The sequence below is a fragment of the Paraburkholderia sp. PGU19 genome (assembly GCF_013426915.1).
Taxonomy (GTDB): domain Bacteria; phylum Pseudomonadota; class Gammaproteobacteria; order Burkholderiales; family Burkholderiaceae; genus Paraburkholderia.
Genome location: NZ_AP023179.1, coordinates 1657185 through 1674150, shown reverse-complemented (window position 1 = coordinate 1674150; position 16966 = coordinate 1657185). Strand labels below are relative to the sequence as shown.

The window sequence follows — 16966 nt, the reverse complement described above, 5'->3', positions numbered from 1 at the left end:
ACTGGACGCGAAGGCATGCGGGTCATCTCGATCGACGACAGCTATGCGGCGTGGCGCGAAGCCGCGCTACAGGCGCTTGCGAACCGCATTGCGCCTGAGGATATCGACTGGTGCGTCATTGGCGATGACGATCGCGCAACCACGCCCGCGTTGTTCGACGATCACGCGCGTGCGTCGCTTGCGACAGCGACTCCCGCCAAAGTGCGCATTTCCCGCGAACTCGGCGAACTGCTGAAGGACGCGGCGCTCTATCGCGACACGGCACGTTGGGCGTTCCTCTACCGCGTGCTCTGGCGATGGCATGACGGCGACCGCTCAGTCGCGTCCGCCGCCGATTGCGACGGCGCGCGCCTGTACAAGATGGCCAAGGCCGTGCGACGCGCGAAGCACGACATGATCGCGTATGTACGGTTCCGACTGCGCGAGCCCGGCAACGATGCACCAGAGCCCGATTTGCCCGAGTACGTCGCGTGGTACGAGCCGGAGCACGATGTGCTCGCGTGGTCGGCCGAGCATTTTGCACGCCGCATGGGCCGCTCGACGTGGCTCATCTCGACGCCCGATAGCGCAGCATGGTGGGACGGCAGCGCATTGCGGCTCGAACGCCGCGTGGCTTTATCCAGCGACCGTTGCAAGCACACCGGCGACGAAGCCGAAGCGCTCTGGCTCGCCTACTACCGCAGCACGTTCAACCCCGCGCGCCTGAACGAGACGGCGCTCGAACAGCACATGCCCGTGCGTTTCTGGAAAGGCTTGCCCGAAGGCAACCTGATTCCGTCGATGATCAGCGAAGCGAAAAGCGGCGCGCAACGTATCGCGCAGGCGCGCGGCGTCGGCGTACTGGGCGGCAAGAGCGTGACTGTTGATGCGCACAGCGCGCAACCGGCGCGTCAGCAGCCGTCATCTCTGGATGCATGCCGGCGCTGCGAGTTGTGGCGGCACGCGACTCAGGCCGTCGATGGCATCGGTCCCGACGATGCGCGCATCATGCTGATCGGCGAACAGCCCGGCGATCAGGAAGATCTCGCTGGCAAGCCGTTCGTCGGACCAGCGGGCCGATTGCTCGATGTTGCGATCGAGCGCGCGGGGTTGCGGCGCGACCATGTCTATCTAACCAACGCCGTCAAGCACTTCAAATGGATGCTGCGCGGCAAGCGGCGCCTCCACAAGACAGCGGCGCAGCAGGAAATCGACGCGTGCGGCTACTGGCTCGAACGCGAACTGGAGCGCCTGAAGCCTGCCGTCGTCGTCACGTTGGGCGCGACTGCGTTGAATGCGCTACTGCACGAGAAAGTCAGTTTGCGCGATTGGATCGACCGGCCAATCGATGTCGACGGTATGCAGGTGATCGCCACGTATCACCCGTCGTTCGCGTTGCGGCAGGAGAATGACGAGACGCGCGAGCGCGTGCTGGATGCGATCGTTTCCGCGCTGGCGCGGGCGCGTGATCTGGCTGACACCGAGCGGGAACGACAGCGCGCAACGCGCTAGTGTTTCGGCGAGGCATGCGCCAGCATTGACAGGTTCAAAGGACAGATGCCATGCGAACCACGCTCCAGACCCGCGGCTACGCCTCGAACCGTTCGACGAGGCGCACTTCGCGGGACTACTCGCGCTCAACTCCGATCCCGTCGTGATGCAATTTCTCGGCGACGGGTCGCCCACAACACCAACGGAAGTGCATCAGAGCATCGATACAGCGAAGGCGCGTTGGGAACGGTTCGGCTTTTCGTGGTGGTCGTTCATCAGGCACGACAGCGGCGAGATCATCGGCGCGGGCTGCGTGCAGCACATCGAAAACGAACCGGGCAATCCTGTGGAAGTCGGCTGGCGCTTGAAACGCGATCACTGGGGACACGGCTACGCGACGGAAGCGGCTCGCGCGATGATCGGATTCGCGTTTGACGAGCTTGGCCTCGCTGCTGTTTATGCAACGACGCATCCGTCGAATGAAAGATCGATCAAGGTGATGAAGCGGCTCGGGATGCGGAGTGTCGGTTTGCAGCCCTACTACGGGACGCTGGCGGCGACGTATGTGCTGGAGAAGGTATAGCCGCAGTCGCTATCTCAAAATTCGTCCTTGTCCTATGTCCACCACTCCCACGCGTCCCTATTCTTGAAGCATCAACAGAGCGCCACTCAACACGATATGGATTGCGCCTGTGACCACCTCTTCATTGACAGCGCATCATGTTCGTCTACTTCCTTCTCAGCCAGTTCAGCCAGTGGCTTCGTTTCGTGGACAAGCCGCGTTGCGGCGCATTTCTCGCAGCATCCGTTGATATCGAAGAGCTAGTACTACAGCCGTAGGTAGGCCGGGGGCGTACCTCCCCGTCTTCGGTAATGGCACTGCTGAGCACGGTACTGATGTTGACGCCGCCAGTTTGACCACGACATTACATGCTCAATGGAGTGGAGCGTTCGCCAGATCAGTCGACACAGTAGCCGGCGGATCTCCTGAACGCTGAATGGCAGCGAACCTTCAGCTGTTTTTTTTGGCCTGTCCCCTCAAGGCAGCGAGCACCGCGTGCGCCAGCAATGCCAGCGTGATGTGACGGTACCAGCCCTGCCAGCGACGCACCTCATATTGATCAAGGCCGCATTCGCCCTTTGTGGCCTCGAATCCCACCTCAATTTCCCATCGCCTGCCGGCGACGTTGACCAGCGTCTGACGGGTAACCTTGGTGCGGGGTGCGTAGACGACGTAATATGCGTGTTCGCGGGTCTCGTCGAGACTACGTCGCACCAGCAGGTAATGCCCAAAGCGACGCTCCTCGGCGCTCAGTTGCAGACGCCATAACGGCGTAAGTGCCCAGTCATACAGTCGCTCACCTTTTGCGCCGATTCCGGCCGAAAGGCGGCGCCAGGCCTGTGGTGGCAAGGCTTGCGCAATCTTGTCGGGGCGCACATAAGTCGGGCCTTGCCACCACAGAGGTTCGCTCTTCTTGACCGCCAGCACGAATGGTTGTGCGCGCGACTCGAGCCACAGCCGCAAGGGACGGTCACCGCCATACACCTCATCGCCGGTGACCCATCCGCAGGGTACTCCCGAATCCAACGCCCGTTCAAGCATCCGGCGCGCGAGCTGCGGCTTGGTTGCGAAGCCCACGTTGTCGGGGACGCCCGCTGCCCGACAACGAGGACGATCATCGATCCACGACTGGGGCATATACAGTTCCCGGTCAATAAATGCGCTAGCCCCATTGCCTGCGTAGCATAGGAACACACCAATCTGGCTATTCTCGATGCGGCCTGCCGTACCACTGTATTGGCGCTGTACACCGGCAGAGTGTTCACCCTTCTTGACGAAACCCGTCTCATCAACGATCAGCACGGCATCACGCTCACCGAGTTGTTCAACGACGTAGTCACGAAGGATGTTGCGAGCTGCGTCAGGATCCCACTGTGCCCGCTCGAGAAGGTGCTGCACGCCATCGGGTGTGGCTTCGCCGATCCATTCTGCGAGCTGCCAGCCGTTTTTGCGCTCGACTGAGCCCAGCAAACCTTTTAGATAGGCTAGCGATCGCTGTCGCGGTTCAGCACGCCTGAACAGGCCAGCCAGTCTCCCATGCAATTTATCCAGTTCATGTTCCCATGCTTTTGCAATCTCTTTCATAGTGTCCTATACAAAGTAGTAGTACTAACTTAGTATAGGAAAAATAACTACGGCTGTAGTGCTAGGCAAGAACGCACAACGATACGATCGATAACTCGAATCTCCACGATTTGCCGCCGCGAAGCATCACGGCGAAAAAAAGCCCGCTGACGCGGGCTTTTGAAGCTTGTAGTTTCAGTACGTCCAGACGTCCGATCACTCCCACTCTATTATTTTTTGCCTTTGAGCATCATTGAATTTAAAGGCTTTTTCGAATGCCTGTGGATCCGATACCGTCAGGTATACCGTCACCGGAGGTGTACTGAAAAAAATCGCCCTCGCCCCCCGCCTGCCGGAGTGTTTCCTTTTTGATCCAGCGCGCTCCCGTAGCAAGCTTACACACATTACCGACGCCACCTGGCCGCCGCGCCCGCCTGCCGTCGCCTGTGAGCGTGCGACCGCGCGGATCCCATCGCTCATCTTGAGTGCGCCGATGTTGGCCAGCCTTCCTCTCCCTGACTCTCGACGCCCCCAATGCCGGCGTTCGGCTCGCCGCGAACACTACGACCGCTTCCAAAGTCTAACGGCCAGTCGCTCATCCAGGGTTGGCTGCCGCCTGTCGGCCTATGCGGTCATGGGAAGTCGGCTACTTGTTGCTGATCGGCCATTCGCCCGGCCGCCGTCGTTGACGCCTGGGTCCTCCTCCGCGAATGAGTACTCTCGACCCTCACCGGCCAATCAAACTGGCACGACGTCAATGGCCGCTCCCGATGTGCTTCGGACGTCCATATCCGGGATCATCCAGGTTGTAGCCGCGAGAACAGGCGGACTATCGTGGTTGGTTTGCCGTTAGCCAGGAGGCAATCCAAAGCAGGATGGCAGTTATGTCACCGCACTGTCGGCAATCTTCGCGAGTTGGATCAGTCGAGTACCCGGATCCGCAAAGTGATACCTACTCCCCCTATGTCGCATCGAGGCATTTAGAGATCAGGCGATCAAGCAGGATGGCCTGCTATTTCATCCCAAATGCCTGCCTCGATGCTCACCGGCACACGGCGCGCAAGTGCGCACATTAACTCGTAGCCGATCGTATTCGATGGCTCGGCCACTTCGTCGACCCTGACCTGCTCGCCCCACAGTTCTACCGGTGAACCGACATCCGCTGCGGGGCACGGCGTGAGATCGACGGTAAGCATGTCCATCGAAACGCGCCCGACGATGCGGGTGCGTACGCCATCGACCATCACGGGTGTGCCCGCCAGCGCATGACGCGGATAGCCGTCCGCGTAGCCGCATGCGACCACGCCGATCTTGATCGAGCGATCCGCCATAAAGCTACGCCCATAACCGATTGTCTCACCCGCAGTAAGCGTCTGCACGCCGATGATCCGGCTTTCGAGCGTCATCGCGGCGCGCAGCAGTGAACCCTCGATATGACGTGCGCAACCTGTTGGTGACGCGCCATAAAGAATCGTGCCGGGCCGGACCCAGTCGCGGTGTGCCCGCGGATGCCACAACACGGCAGCCGAGTTCGATAGCGAACGCGTGCCGGGCAGATCGCGCGTAGCTGCATCGAATTCGTCGATCTGCCAGTCGATTTCTCCATCGTCGGCATTCGCGAAGTGACTCATCAATCCGATCGAGCCAATCGCCGGGATAGCCGACGCGCGCTCCCATGCACGCTTGAACTCCTGCGGCCTGAACCCGAGCCGGTTCATACCAGAGTTCATCTTCAACTGAATGTCGATACGCTCGCGCGGTATCGCGGACGTCAGCAAATCGAGTTGTTCGTTGCAGTGAACGGTGACGTTCAGACGATACCGGTCCGCAATCTCTGCATCGGCGGGTTCGAAAATACCTTCTAGCAACAGCACGGGTTTTGTCCAGCCGCGCTCCCGCACGCGCACGGCTTCATCGAGATCGAGCAATGCGATACCGTCCGCTTCTGCAAGCGCCGGAAAGATGCGCTCAATACCGTGACCATAACCATTCGCTTTGATCACGGCCCACACGCGCGACTGAGCCGCCGTGCGCTTGACCAGCCGCAGGTTGTGACGGACAGCATCGAGATGGATGCGGGCGGAAATCGGACGAGGCATGAATTCTCCCTGACCGGCACGCGTCAAGGCGTGCACGGCTATCGGTGACTGCAAACAGAAAAGTGCACCATCGTATCGATCATTCCGCAGTGTTTGTTAATGTATTTGCGTGAATTTTTGGTCGTATAGCCTGGGCATCGGACAGCGTCCCTTGAGGCATGCGCACCTCCGTGCCCCGGACGGAGTCTAAAAGGAATGCGTCATGCCAATGCGCGCTACCGCCTGATGTGAATTCGATGATGGGCCTGCCGCACCGGGAATGAACGCCGTATCGAGCGGCGTGCCCGTATTGCCCCCACTCAGCTTCTGATACACCAGTTGCGTATAGACGCTCGTGCGCTTGGACAACAGATATTGCGCCATCAATCCGACCTGGTTCCAGTGCAGCGCATTCTCGACGCCCTCATGCTTCAGATGCGCCATCGTGTACGTGTACATGCCACCAATGGACACATCGGGTCGAATGTCGTACTTCACGTTGAATTCCAGGTTGTCGAAACGCAAGCCCGCATTGCTCAAGCCGAGATCGCCGAGATACACCGTCGAAGTCGGCTGCTGCACGTTCACATGCGTATAGACGGCTCCAAGCGTTACGGGCCCTACTCCGTAGCTCGCGCCGACTCCATAGATCTTCTGGTTGGCCGCAACGAAATTCGCGTCGTCGGAAGCGATGGCTCCCGTCGATGTCCTGCCCGGATTCGACAGGTCTTCATAAACGGCACCAATCGTGAAGGTCGAATAGCTGTACTTGAGGCCCGCGCTTACCATGCGATTGCCTGCGAACGCGCCTGCCTGATTACTGAATCCGTACAGTGCCGTGGCCGAGAAGCCGCCGTATTCATTGCTGGTGAATTTGACCGAGTTGTTAGCGTGAAACGTCGCATCGGTATTGTCGTTGTCGAGCGGATGTGAGAACAGATAGCCGCCCCAATAACCATTCGCCGTTGTCAAACCGATGACATCAGTCACGGAATCGAACTGCCGCCCGAATGTGAGTGTGCCGAGCGTATCGGATTGCAGGCCAACATACGACTGATAACCGAACAAGCGGCCGCTGTAATAGGCACTGCCGTTATCCAGCGTGAAGCCGCTTTCGAGGTCGAAGATCGCATGCAGGCCGCCGCCCAGGTCTTCGCCTCCCTTGAGCCCCCAACGGCTCGTCGCGATATCGACACTCGACGTCTGCCATGCCTTGTGCCCGCCCGCATTGCTGGTGAGGTTAATGCCTTCGTCCAGCACGCCAAACAGCGTGACAGTGCTTTGCGAATATGCGGCGGCTGACGCGAACAGCAGTCCCACTGCCAGAGCTATCTTGGCATTCATGTCACTTCTCTCCAGGAGTTTGAATTAACGCAGACGGATCAACGTCGATTTGAGTTCGGTGTATTTCCCGAGCGCGTGCAACGATTTGTCTCGGCCATTGCCCGACTGCCGATAGCCGCCGAATGGGAAGTTCATGTCGCCACCTTCGTCGTAGCAGTTGACCCAGACGGTCCCCGCCCGCAGTCTGCGTGACACGTCGTGTGCAGTGGTCAGATCTTCTGTCCAGACAGCGGCGGCTAACCCATAGTCGCTTGCATTCGCAATGCGCACGGCTTCGTCGATAGAGTCGAACGTGATGACGGACAGCACCGGCCCGAAAATCTCTTCGCGTGCGATCAGCGCATCGCCATCGCGCGTGTCGAAGATGGTCGGTTCGAGATAGAAGCCGCCGTCGATCACTTCCACGCGCGACCCGCCCGCGAGCAGTGCTGCCTCGTGCCGCCCGGTTTCGACATAGCCAAGGACGCGGTCGAGTTGTGTCCGATCGATGATGGCGCCCATCGCTGTTGCAGGATCGAGCGGATTGCCAGGCACATAGCGACGCGACGCATCGATCAGCCTGTCGAGAAATGCTTCCTTGATATCCCGATGCACCAGCAGCCGCGAGCCCGCCGTGCACATCTCGCCCATGTTGTAGAAGATCGCGCTTGCTGCCGTCTTCGCCGCACGGTCCAGATCGGGACAATCGGGCAATACGATGTTCGGCGACTTGCCGCCGAGTTCGAGCCACACGCGTTTGAGATTGGACTCACCCGCGTACTGCGTGATCAGCTTGCCCACCGGAGTCGAACCCGTGAACGCGATGCAGTCCACGTCGCGATGCAATGCGAGTGCCTTGCCCGCGTCGCCAGCGCCCGGCAGCACATTGAACACGCCCGGCGGAATGCCAGCTTCAAGCGCAAGCTGCGCGACGCGAATCGCTGTCAAAGGCGACTTCTCGGAGGGTTTGAGCACGACGCTGTTGCCGGCTGCCAACGCAGGCGCAAACTTCCATACCGCCATCAGCAGCGGGAAATTCCACGGCACCACAGCGGCAACGACGCCGATGGGTTCGCGTGTGACGAGACCGACGAGGTGATGATCCGCCGGAGCGACTTCGCCGCCGAACTTGTCGATCGCTTCCGCAAACCATTCGATGCAGTACGCGGCGCCCGGCACATCGACGGTGATCGTATCGGCGATCGGCTTGCCTGCGTCGAGCGTTTCGAGCAACGCGAGTTCGTCAGCGTGTTCGCGGATCAACGCGGCCCACCGCAACATGATCGCCTTGCGGGCGCGCGGATTCAAACCTGCCCATCCGTTTGAATCGAAGGCACGGCGGGCGGCGCAAACTGCATCGTTGACATCCGCTTCGCCGCATGCAGCGATTCGGGCGAGCAAAGTGCCGTCAATCGGGCTTATGCAGTCAAACGTGTGATGGCTTTGCGCTTCCCGGTACGTCCCGTCAATAAACGCGCGCCCTTCGATCTCCAGCGTCGCGCGGCGCGACCGCCAGTACTTCAAGTCTTTGTTTTGCGTTTCCATGCAAAGAACCATCCCATCTTTGTTTCGGTTGTCAATCGCAGCAGTACGCGCAGTTCCATCGCATTCATGCCTTCTCGAACAGCGCGTCCGCATCGAGCGCCGCATCTTTCGCTCGCCGCCTTTGGCGACACGCCGTGCCGAATGCGCGAAAGATCGCTGTCGATAGCGGGTTGTCCGCGTGCTGCCATTCGGGATGCCATTGCACGCCCAGCGCGAACGCGCGCGACGACGCGACACTGAACGCTTCGATCAGACCATCCGGCGCCACGGCTTCGACTCTCAGCCCGTCGCCCAGCCGCTCGACGCCCTGGCCGTGCAGTGAATTCACGCGTGCTTCCGTCAAGCCGCTGCACGCATGCAATACGCCGCCCTTTCCGATACGCAACGAATGCGCGGGGCCATATTGCGTTTCGATCGGATCGGCCTTGTTTTCGCGGTGGTCGAGCAGGCCGGGGACAGCGTGAACGGCCTGATGCAGCGTTCCGCCGAACACGACGCTCATCTCCTGAAAGCCACGGCAAATGGCAAGCACCGGCACGCCGCGTTCGATGGCCGCTTGCATCAGCGGCAGCGTGGTGTCATCGCGATGTGGATCATGGAGCGTGCCCGGCGCGCTTGCTGCGCCTCCATAGCGATGCGGCTCGACATTCGAATAGCTTCCCGTGAACAGCAGGCCATCGACACAAGCAAGCACCGCGTCGATCGACTGCCGATCGCCGAGCACTGGCAACACCACAGCAAGCGCGTTGCAACCGTCGACAACCGGATCGATGTATTTCTCGCCGACGGCATGTGACCAATGCAAGCCGATCTTCGTTCGATCGGCGGTTACACCAACAATAATATTGCTTTGCATAACTAATTTATCGGGGTTGATTCAGCCGATTTCATTGCGACAATCGACGCCGTCCGTAACGCGCCTACATGTCGAGCGTAATAGTGGGCGTCAACGCACGCGACACGCATACCATCATTACGTTATTGCGTTGCCGCTCGCTCCCGGTCAGCAGCATGTCGCGGTGATCGGGCGTGCCTTCCAGCACGCGCGTTTCGCACATCCCGCACACGCCCTGCTCACACGACGATGGCACGTCGTGGCCTGCATCCCGCAGCGCCTGCATGACCGAGCAATCGTGCGGCACGTCGACGGTCGTGCCGCTGCGCGCAAGAATCACACGCAACGTGGTGCCGGCAACTGGCGCAGCAGCAGGCGCAGCGCTGAATCGTTCGATATGCAGACGCTCACTCAACCCCGCCGACGCAAAGCGTTCAGTGAGCGCATCGAGCAACGCGGCGGGACCGCAGCTATAAACCTGCACGCCCTCCGCCGCCTTCGCCATGATGGCGTCGAGATCGAGCAGACCCGTTTCATCTGCGGGCCGGATCTCGACATGCTCGCGTCCGAGACGCTCCAGTTCCGGAACGAACGCCATCGAAGCCCGCGAGCGTCCGCCATACAGCAAATGCCACATGGCATTCACGCGCCGCGCGGTGTGGATCATCGGCAGAATCGGTGTAATGCCAATGCCACCCGCAACGAACAGGAAGAAATCCGCGGGCTGCAATTCGAATGCGTTACGCGGTCCGCGAATCGTCACCTGCTGGCCAAGACGCAGCCCGTGCACTTCTCGCGAGCCGCCGCGACTGTTCGGTTCGAGCAACACGGCGATGCGCAAGCGCTGCGCATCGCCAGGCTCGCCGCAAAGCGAATACTGACGCGTCAGACCCGACGGCAACACGAGATCGATATGAGAACCTGCTGTCCACGCAGGCAACGCCGAGCGGTCCGGCATTTGCAGTTCCAGCGAAACCACACCTTCCGCTTCGATGCGCATGCCAGTGATCTGCACATCGAACGCCGTGTTGCGCGCGTTCATACCGCCTCCGCCTTCGCTTGCAGCATGACGGACGACACCGGCTGCTTCGCGCGTTCCATGAACTCGCGGAAGGCGCGCCGATAGTTCAGCGTGAACAGATCGGCGGGCACGGAATGCTCGACATACGTGCCGTCCCAGTCGATCTCGCGCGGCTGGATGCCCGCTGCAATCGGCATGTCTTCCAGATACACCATCTCTTCGACGCGCAGACATTCCTCCAGGTCCGCGCCGCGATAGCTGCGCTCGTTCGCCACGCCCCAGAAGATGCGCACCTGGTCATACGCGACGGGCGACGGGAAGCCCGCCACGATGCGCTTGCCGAGCTTCTCGTAGTCGTAGGTGATCGATGCGAGGCCAGGCGCCGCGCAGTGATAGAACATCATGCAGTCGCCATCGTTGGCCCAGTCGCCTTCGCCGGCATCGAGCTTGCGCTCCATCCAGACGTCGAGCCCTTCGCGCTTCACTTTCAACGGCTCGACCACATGCTTCGACGGACCCATCGACACTTCATGCACGAACGGAAAATGTGCGACGTCACGGAAGTTCTCGATCGCGACGGCGACGCCCGTCGGCGATTCGAGCGGCGTTGCCGCCAGCCAGTCGAGTTCGAGTTCGCGCCACTGCGTCGGGTCGTACAGTGCTTCGACAGGTTCTTCGAGCACGGTCCACACATGTGCGAAGCGCTCGATCACCGGATACGTGCGAATCGCGGCCTGCGGCGGAATCTTGCATTGATCTTCGAGCGACGGCACATGCGTGCACTTGCCGTTCTCCGCCGAGAACTGCCAGCCGTGATACGGACAGGCGATGTTCTCGCCATGCACCTTGCCGAGCGCGAAATCTGCGCCGCGATGCGGGCAGCGTGCATCCTGCACGACGGCCTTGCCCGACTCCGTGCGATACACGACGAGGCGCTGGCCAAGCAGCGTCGCGCTTTGCGGTATCGTCAGATCGACGGAACGGGCGACGGGGAACCATTGACGGCGCATCGCCAGTTCGGCTTGAGAGCGGAGTGGAAATTGCGGGGACATAGAAACCTCTAACGCTAAATGTTGTATTCAGATGCCGACGACGAGCGCGCCGCCGTTCACGGGAATCGACTGCCCGGCGATGAACGCCGCCTCATCGGATGCGAGAAACGCGACCGTGCTGGCGATCTCCTCCGGATGCGCGAGCCGGCCGAGCGGTATCGCCTTCTGCTCGCCTTCGATGTATTCGTCGGGCACCATGCGCGTGAGAATCGCGCCCGGCGTCACCGCGTTCACGAGAATCCCTTCGCCGACGAATTCCTTGGCCATCGTCTTCATCAAGCCAAGTTGCGCAGCCTTCGCGACCATGTAGCCATACGAGTGGCCGTCAGGCACCTGGCCCCACTGCGAGTTGATGAAGATCACGCGCGGCGCGCGGCTCTTGCGCAGATAAGGCAGCGCGGCCCGCGTGAGAAAGAGCGGCGCATGCACGTTGATCGACAGCAGCTGGTTGAAGTTGTCGTCGTCGGTCTTCTCCAGGCCGGTGAGCGAGTACATCATTCCGGCGTTATGCACGAGGATGTCGATGCCGCCGAAACGTTCAGCGGCTTCGTGGATCACGCGCTCGGCGAGATCGCGGCGTGTGATGTCGGCGGTGAGCGCCAGCGCGCGGCCGCCCTCCTGCTCGATTTCCGTGGCCGTTGCACGCGCCACATCGGCGTCGATATCGACGATCACCACGGCTGCGCCGCGCAGCGCGAGCAGCCGTGCATGTGCGCGGCCCGCGCCGCGCCCGCCGCCCGTGACGAGCGCGACACGCCCGGTGAGACGCCCTGCCTCCGGCGACAGCGTGAGTACGGTTTCGGGAGCCTGACGCGCCGGTGCGCGTTGAGTTGTCTGGTTCATTTCCATGATTCCCTTCCGCGATAACTCAGGCAGCGACCTTGTGCGGCTCGGTCACGTACAGCATGTTGCCGTCCGGATCGAACATCGGGCGATAGCGATAGTGCGTGCCATTCGGGTGCTGCCATTCGATCGGCGCGTCGGTGACCCATTGCACCTTGCCGTCGAGTACGCGGATCGCGTCGTCGAGATTCTCGACTTCGAAAGCGAAGGAATCGAAGCCGGGTTTGTCCTTGAGGTTCACAGCCGTGCGGCGTTCGACGGGCGTCGCGTCTTCCGTGCGGAAGATATAAAGCGTCACGTTGCCCATTTCGATCGCGGCCCACTGCTCTTCCGGCTGATACGGCAGGAAGAAGCCGAGGCCGAGCGTGCCGTGATAGAAATCGACCAGACGCTGCACATTGGGCGTCAGGATGTCCATGTTGTCGATGCGCTTGAGTTTGAGCATGGCGAACTCCTTGTTCTCTGTGTGAATGAAAGTCAGGCTGCGGCGAGCAACTGCACGTGATTGCAGGGGCCGCCGCGCAGCGCGCGAAGCGTGCCGCTGGCGACGTCGATGACGATGGTGGCGAGCGTTGCGTACTGGCCGTCCTCCGGCAGCGCGGGATCGGGGTGACAGCACACCGCGCCCGTCGTGCCGAGGTGGCTGTTCATTGCGCCGATCACCTGCAGCGCCGAGAGCTTCGCTTGACCGCCAAGCCTGCGCGTGAGCAGGTCGTGACGAATCAGCGTGTCAGGGTACTGGCGCGGCTCGGTATCGCCCGCCGCTGCCGGCGACGAGAGAAAGTGATTGGTGTGCACGAGCAGTCCGTTGGCATCGGGAAACACGAAGCCGGGACCGCCCGGATGCAGTTCCACCGATACGGCAGTACTGCCGTTATCCGCCGCCGCAATCACCGTCAGCGACGACGACGCGGAAACCCCCGCCGACGCCAGCAGTTGCAACGCCTGGTTGATATCGCCGCAGGTATCGAGCATCCAGCGCGACGCGACATGCACGGGGACGCCAATGGTCGCGCCATCGCGCTCGTGATGCAGGATGTTGAAATGCACGCCGATGCCGCGATCGTTTACGCCAGCCTTGCCGACAATGCCGATCTCCGTCACCGTAGTCGTGACGTGGCCGTCGGCGTGTGGGATTTCCCACGTCAGCCATTGATCGGCGCATTCGGCATACCAGTCCCACGTCTGCACGGCGACAGGATGCGCGCTGTGCGCATCGACCTGCACAACCGTCGAGCATTCGCCGCGCAATGGTGCGTTGAGTGCAGCGAGAATTTCTGTGCGCGCATTGATCGCGCCCAGCAGGCGCACGTCGATATCCGCGCCTTCCGCCATGCCCGCGATTTCCGCATGCAACGGCGGAGCGAAGCGCGCAATGCAGTCGAGCGCCTGCGCGCCCATCGCATGAAGGTCGACAGGGCGTCGCGCGACGCGCTCGAACAACGCGCGATAGCGCGCGACGCCTGCATGAATACGACGCGCGTGCGCGGCGCCGAATTCGCGTCCGCGTGCGGCCGGCTCGGTCTGGGTCGAACGGAATACGAAGCTCATGCTGCCACCCGATCGAGTTGCGGCGTCACGTGCTTCGCCACTTCGTCGAGACGCGCGAACCACACGTCGCCATCCGCGACGAGCCTTTCGACGAAGCGTTCGAGCTGATCGAAACGTGCGCCGCGTCCAATCACTTCGGGATGCATCGTGAACGTCGTGTGGCGTCCGTCGCGGCGTGCGGATTCGTACTCGGCCAGCCAGGTATCGACCAGCGTGCGCGGCGCCGTGAAGTTGCCGCCGTTATCGATCGTCCAGCCGAACATCGGATAGTCGTCGAGCGACCAGTGCACGGGCAGCTCCAGAATCGAGCGGCCATTCCAGCTCTCGTGATACGGACGGTCGTCTCCCATGCAACTGGAGTCGTACACGAAGCCGTTGTCGAGCACGAGATCGAACGTTTCGGGCGTCAGTTCCCACGACGACGAACGGTAGCCCGCAGGTTTCGGTGCACCCGCTTTTTTCAGCGCCGCGAGACCGAGGCGCATTTCATCGGCTTGTGCTTCGACGGACACCTTGTCGCTGCGCAGATGCATATGACCGTGATGACCGATTTCGTGCCCGTCTTTCAGCAACGACTCGATCAGTTGTGGATGCTGTTCGGCCGTATAACCGGGCACGAAAAACGTCGCGTGGATGCGATGACGGCGCAGCAGTTCGACGATACGCGGCACGCCGCGCACCACGCCGAAGCGTCCTTCGGAAAGACTTGTCAGACGGCGCGCATAGGCTGCGCTCTCGCCGAGATAGCCGGCTTCGGCATCGACGTCGAACGTCAGCGACACCGCCGTCGATTTCGTATTGGGCCACTTCAGCGTGGCGGCGTTTGGGGTCGTCATGGTGTTTGACTCGCTTGTTGCAGGTTGAATCGAAAAACGGCGAAAACAGTCCCCCGACAGTGCGCCGGCTATCGCCGAACGCACTGCTGAACGTTGCTCGGATGGGGAAAAAAGCGGGTTAGGTAATCACAGTCAGCTTCGCGGAAATCCACACGATGGCCACGGCGGCGGCAAGCGCGAGATACGGCAGAATGCCGGCGCGCGGATGCGGCAGTTCGATGTCACGCCGCATCGACTCGGGAAAGTGGCCCTTGTCCTGGATGTAATGTCGGAAGAAGAACACGGGGACGATCAGCAACATCGCCACCAGACCATTGCGCAAGGTGTTCTCGCCCTGGAAGTTCGCACCCGCGCCGACAAACGCGAGATCGACGAAGCCGCACAGCGCGCCCAGTCCCAGCAGCCAGTTGCGGCACCGATACGGACGCGGCCAGTCCGCGCGATCGAGCCGGTGAATCCAGCCCGATTGCAGGTTCAGGAACACGAAGATCATGTAGCAGACGTTCGACAGCGCGAGCACGGTCATGTAGTCGGACATCAACAGCAGGATCAGGTTGAAGCCGAGGTCGGTCCACATCGCGCGCGTCGGCGCACCGTGTTCGTTGACGTGCGACAGGTACTTCGGCAGCCAGCCATCGACGGATGCCTGATACAGCGTGCGCGACGAGCCCATCATCGAGGTCATCACCAGCAGCAGGATCGACAGCACCATCATCACGACGATCACGTTGAACACGACCGGGCCGCCGTTGACGAAACTCGCCATCACCGCGCCGACGCCGGAGCCGTCGACCACGCTCGGCGCGAGCATGCCCTTCAATCCAAGCTCGCCCTGAAACGCGATCGGCACGGCGATGAACATGAACAGGCACAACAGGCCCGACGCGAAGATCGCCTTGAACGTGTCCTTCTGCGGATTGCGGAATTCACGCGTGTAGCAGACGGCCGTTTCGAACGCGAAGGTCGACCAGCACGCGAGGAACATCGCGCCCATTGCCGTGCTGACACCCGCCGCGTTCCAGTGGCCCATCACGGCGGCGCCGGAGGCGTCGTGCGTGAGCGGCAGCATCGGCAGGAAGTGTGTGGACGGCATGTCGCCCGTGATCAGCGGCACCAGCGAGACGACCAGCAGCGGAGCAAGCGATGCAATACCGAGAATGCGCTGCGTCTTCGCCGCCGCCGACGCCCCCGCGTGCTGCAGTTTGAACGCGATCAACAGAAAAGCGAGCGCGAGCAGGAACGTCGCGTTGATGCGCAGCGTCAGGCCCTTCGTGATGAAGCCGAGATCGACGAGCGTGAGGTGCCAGGTATTGATCACGGCATTCGCCGGGAACAGACAACTCAGCATGTAGCCCGCAGCGAGACTCGTACCGAGTGCGAGCATCGGCGACCACGCAATCCAGTTACACCACACCGACACGGGCGCGACGAACTTGCTGTAGCGCACCCAGCCCAGCGCGCCATACACCGACGCGCCGCCCGATTTGTGCGGATACAGGCCGGAAATCTCTGCGTAGGTGAAGCATTGCGCAAAGCCGATCAGGATCGCCAGCACCCAGATCAGCCACGCGGGCTGGCCGATGGTCGCCGCCACGCCGCCAATCGTGAAAAGCACGCCGACAGGGACGCCGCTCGTCACCCAGAAGGCGTCCTTCCACGTCAGATTGCGATGCAGTTCATGTCGCGTGGACACCTGATCCTCCGCCGCTGCAACGCGGCCAGTTTCCTGTGCCGACAGGATGTCTTCTTGCACGCTCATCATCGCTCTCCCTGCTGCGACGTGGGAGCCGCGTGATGGGAAGCGTGAACGCTTCCCTTGAATAGGCGACCACAGGGATTGCTCGAGGCGCGCAGCAATGCCGCTCCGTCCTGCCGCCGGCCCGCTGACACAGCGCCCACATTCAGTGGGGCACCTGAAAAAGCTGTTCGCATGGATGTCACTCTCATCTCGGGGGTTGAACGACGGCGAGCTCGCGATGAGTGAATCCTAAGCCCTAAAATTGCGCATGTGTATACTTTTTAACCCTAATAGCTGCGCATTGCTCATTCACAAGATCTAAATTTTTATTTTTGCGCAAAAACAGGGCGCGACGCACCGTCACCGGGCGTGAAGACCCGGCGCGTGCGGGCGCTTCGTGAAGCGAGAACGCGTCAATGCCCGCGCGGGTTTGGCCCGCGTGAACGAGGAAATGGGGAGATTTCTGAACTGGCGCGGGAGGGGAGAATTGCGCCAGATTGGAGCGTGGGTGCTACGCGTTGCGCAGACTTTTACCGTGTGTTTTGCGCA

Annotated in this window: 14 protein-coding genes; 2 read left to right on the top strand and 12 right to left on the bottom strand. The window is 61.3% G+C overall.

Features of this window, described 5'->3' with window-relative positions; all coding sequences use genetic code 11:
- The first annotated feature begins 15 nt into the window (after window positions 1-15).
- Both H1204_RS07720 and H1204_RS07715 read left to right on the top strand, forming a co-directional pair.
- Window positions 16-1491 (top strand): UdgX family uracil-DNA binding protein, encoded by a 1476-nt coding sequence (locus H1204_RS07720; protein ID WP_180730633.1) that lies wholly within the window; start codon window positions 16-18, stop codon window positions 1489-1491.
- Between the two features lie 25 nt (window positions 1492-1516).
- Window positions 1517-2053 (top strand): GNAT family N-acetyltransferase, encoded by a 537-nt coding sequence (locus H1204_RS07715; protein ID WP_180730632.1) that lies wholly within the window; start codon window positions 1517-1519, stop codon window positions 2051-2053.
- Between the two features lie 429 nt (window positions 2054-2482).
- Here H1204_RS07715 and H1204_RS07710 read toward each other — a convergent pair whose 3' ends face one another.
- The 12 genes from H1204_RS07710 to H1204_RS07660 all read right to left on the bottom strand — a co-directional run bounded on the left by H1204_RS07710 (window position 2483) and on the right by H1204_RS07660 (window position 16438).
- Window positions 2483-3616 carry an IS701 family transposase gene (locus H1204_RS07710; protein ID WP_180730631.1) on the bottom strand — a complete coding sequence of 378 codons (1134 nt, stop codon included), beginning with the start codon at window positions 3614-3616 and terminating at the stop codon, window positions 2483-2485.
- Between the two features lie 974 nt (window positions 3617-4590).
- Window positions 4591-5694: an alanine racemase gene (alr, locus tag H1204_RS07705; RefSeq protein ID WP_180730630.1), complete on the bottom strand. Its 1104-nt coding sequence runs from the start codon at window positions 5692-5694 to the stop codon at window positions 4591-4593.
- 186 nt (window positions 5695-5880) lie between these two features.
- A complete protein-coding gene (locus tag H1204_RS07700) occupies window positions 5881-7017 on the bottom strand; it encodes a porin (protein WP_180730629.1) in 1137 nt (378 codons plus the stop codon).
- 24 nt (window positions 7018-7041) lie between these two features.
- On the bottom strand, window positions 7042-8541 hold the full coding sequence (locus H1204_RS07695; protein WP_180730628.1) for an aldehyde dehydrogenase: 1500 nt from the start codon (window positions 8539-8541) through the stop codon (window positions 7042-7044).
- Between the two features lie 64 nt (window positions 8542-8605).
- On the bottom strand, window positions 8606-9397 hold the full coding sequence (locus tag H1204_RS07690) for a gamma-glutamyl-gamma-aminobutyrate hydrolase family protein (protein ID WP_180730627.1): 792 nt from the start codon (window positions 9395-9397) through the stop codon (window positions 8606-8608).
- 64 nt (window positions 9398-9461) lie between these two features.
- Window positions 9462-10418 (bottom strand): PDR/VanB family oxidoreductase, encoded by a 957-nt coding sequence (locus tag H1204_RS07685; RefSeq protein ID WP_243468574.1) that lies wholly within the window; start codon window positions 10416-10418, stop codon window positions 9462-9464.
- Entirely contained in the window at window positions 10415-11449 is a 1035-nt protein-coding gene (locus H1204_RS07680; RefSeq protein WP_243468573.1) for a Rieske 2Fe-2S domain-containing protein, read from the bottom strand. Before H1204_RS07680 ends, H1204_RS07685 begins: the two co-directional genes overlap by 4 nt.
- Window positions 11450-11476: 27 nt before the next feature.
- A complete protein-coding gene (locus H1204_RS07675) occupies window positions 11477-12292 on the bottom strand; it encodes an SDR family oxidoreductase (protein ID WP_180730626.1) in 816 nt (271 codons plus the stop codon).
- Window positions 12293-12317: 25 nt separating this feature from the next.
- Window positions 12318-12737 carry a VOC family protein gene (locus tag H1204_RS51100; RefSeq protein WP_198001219.1) on the bottom strand — a complete coding sequence of 140 codons (420 nt, stop codon included), beginning with the start codon at window positions 12735-12737 and terminating at the stop codon, window positions 12318-12320.
- A 32-nt stretch (window positions 12738-12769) separates the two neighbouring features.
- The gene (locus H1204_RS07670; RefSeq protein WP_198001218.1) at window positions 12770-13843 is read right to left on the bottom strand and encodes a C45 family peptidase; all 1074 of its coding nucleotides are present in this window, start codon (window positions 13841-13843) and stop codon (window positions 12770-12772) included.
- On the bottom strand, window positions 13840-14679 hold the full coding sequence (locus H1204_RS07665; protein WP_180730625.1) for a polysaccharide deacetylase: 840 nt from the start codon (window positions 14677-14679) through the stop codon (window positions 13840-13842). The genes H1204_RS07670 and H1204_RS07665 overlap by 4 nt, the downstream gene beginning before the upstream one ends.
- Window positions 14680-14797: 118 nt before the next feature.
- Window positions 14798-16438: an APC family permease gene (locus H1204_RS07660; protein WP_180730896.1), complete on the bottom strand. Its 1641-nt coding sequence runs from the start codon at window positions 16436-16438 to the stop codon at window positions 14798-14800.
- Window positions 16439-16966: the final 528 nt, after the last annotated feature.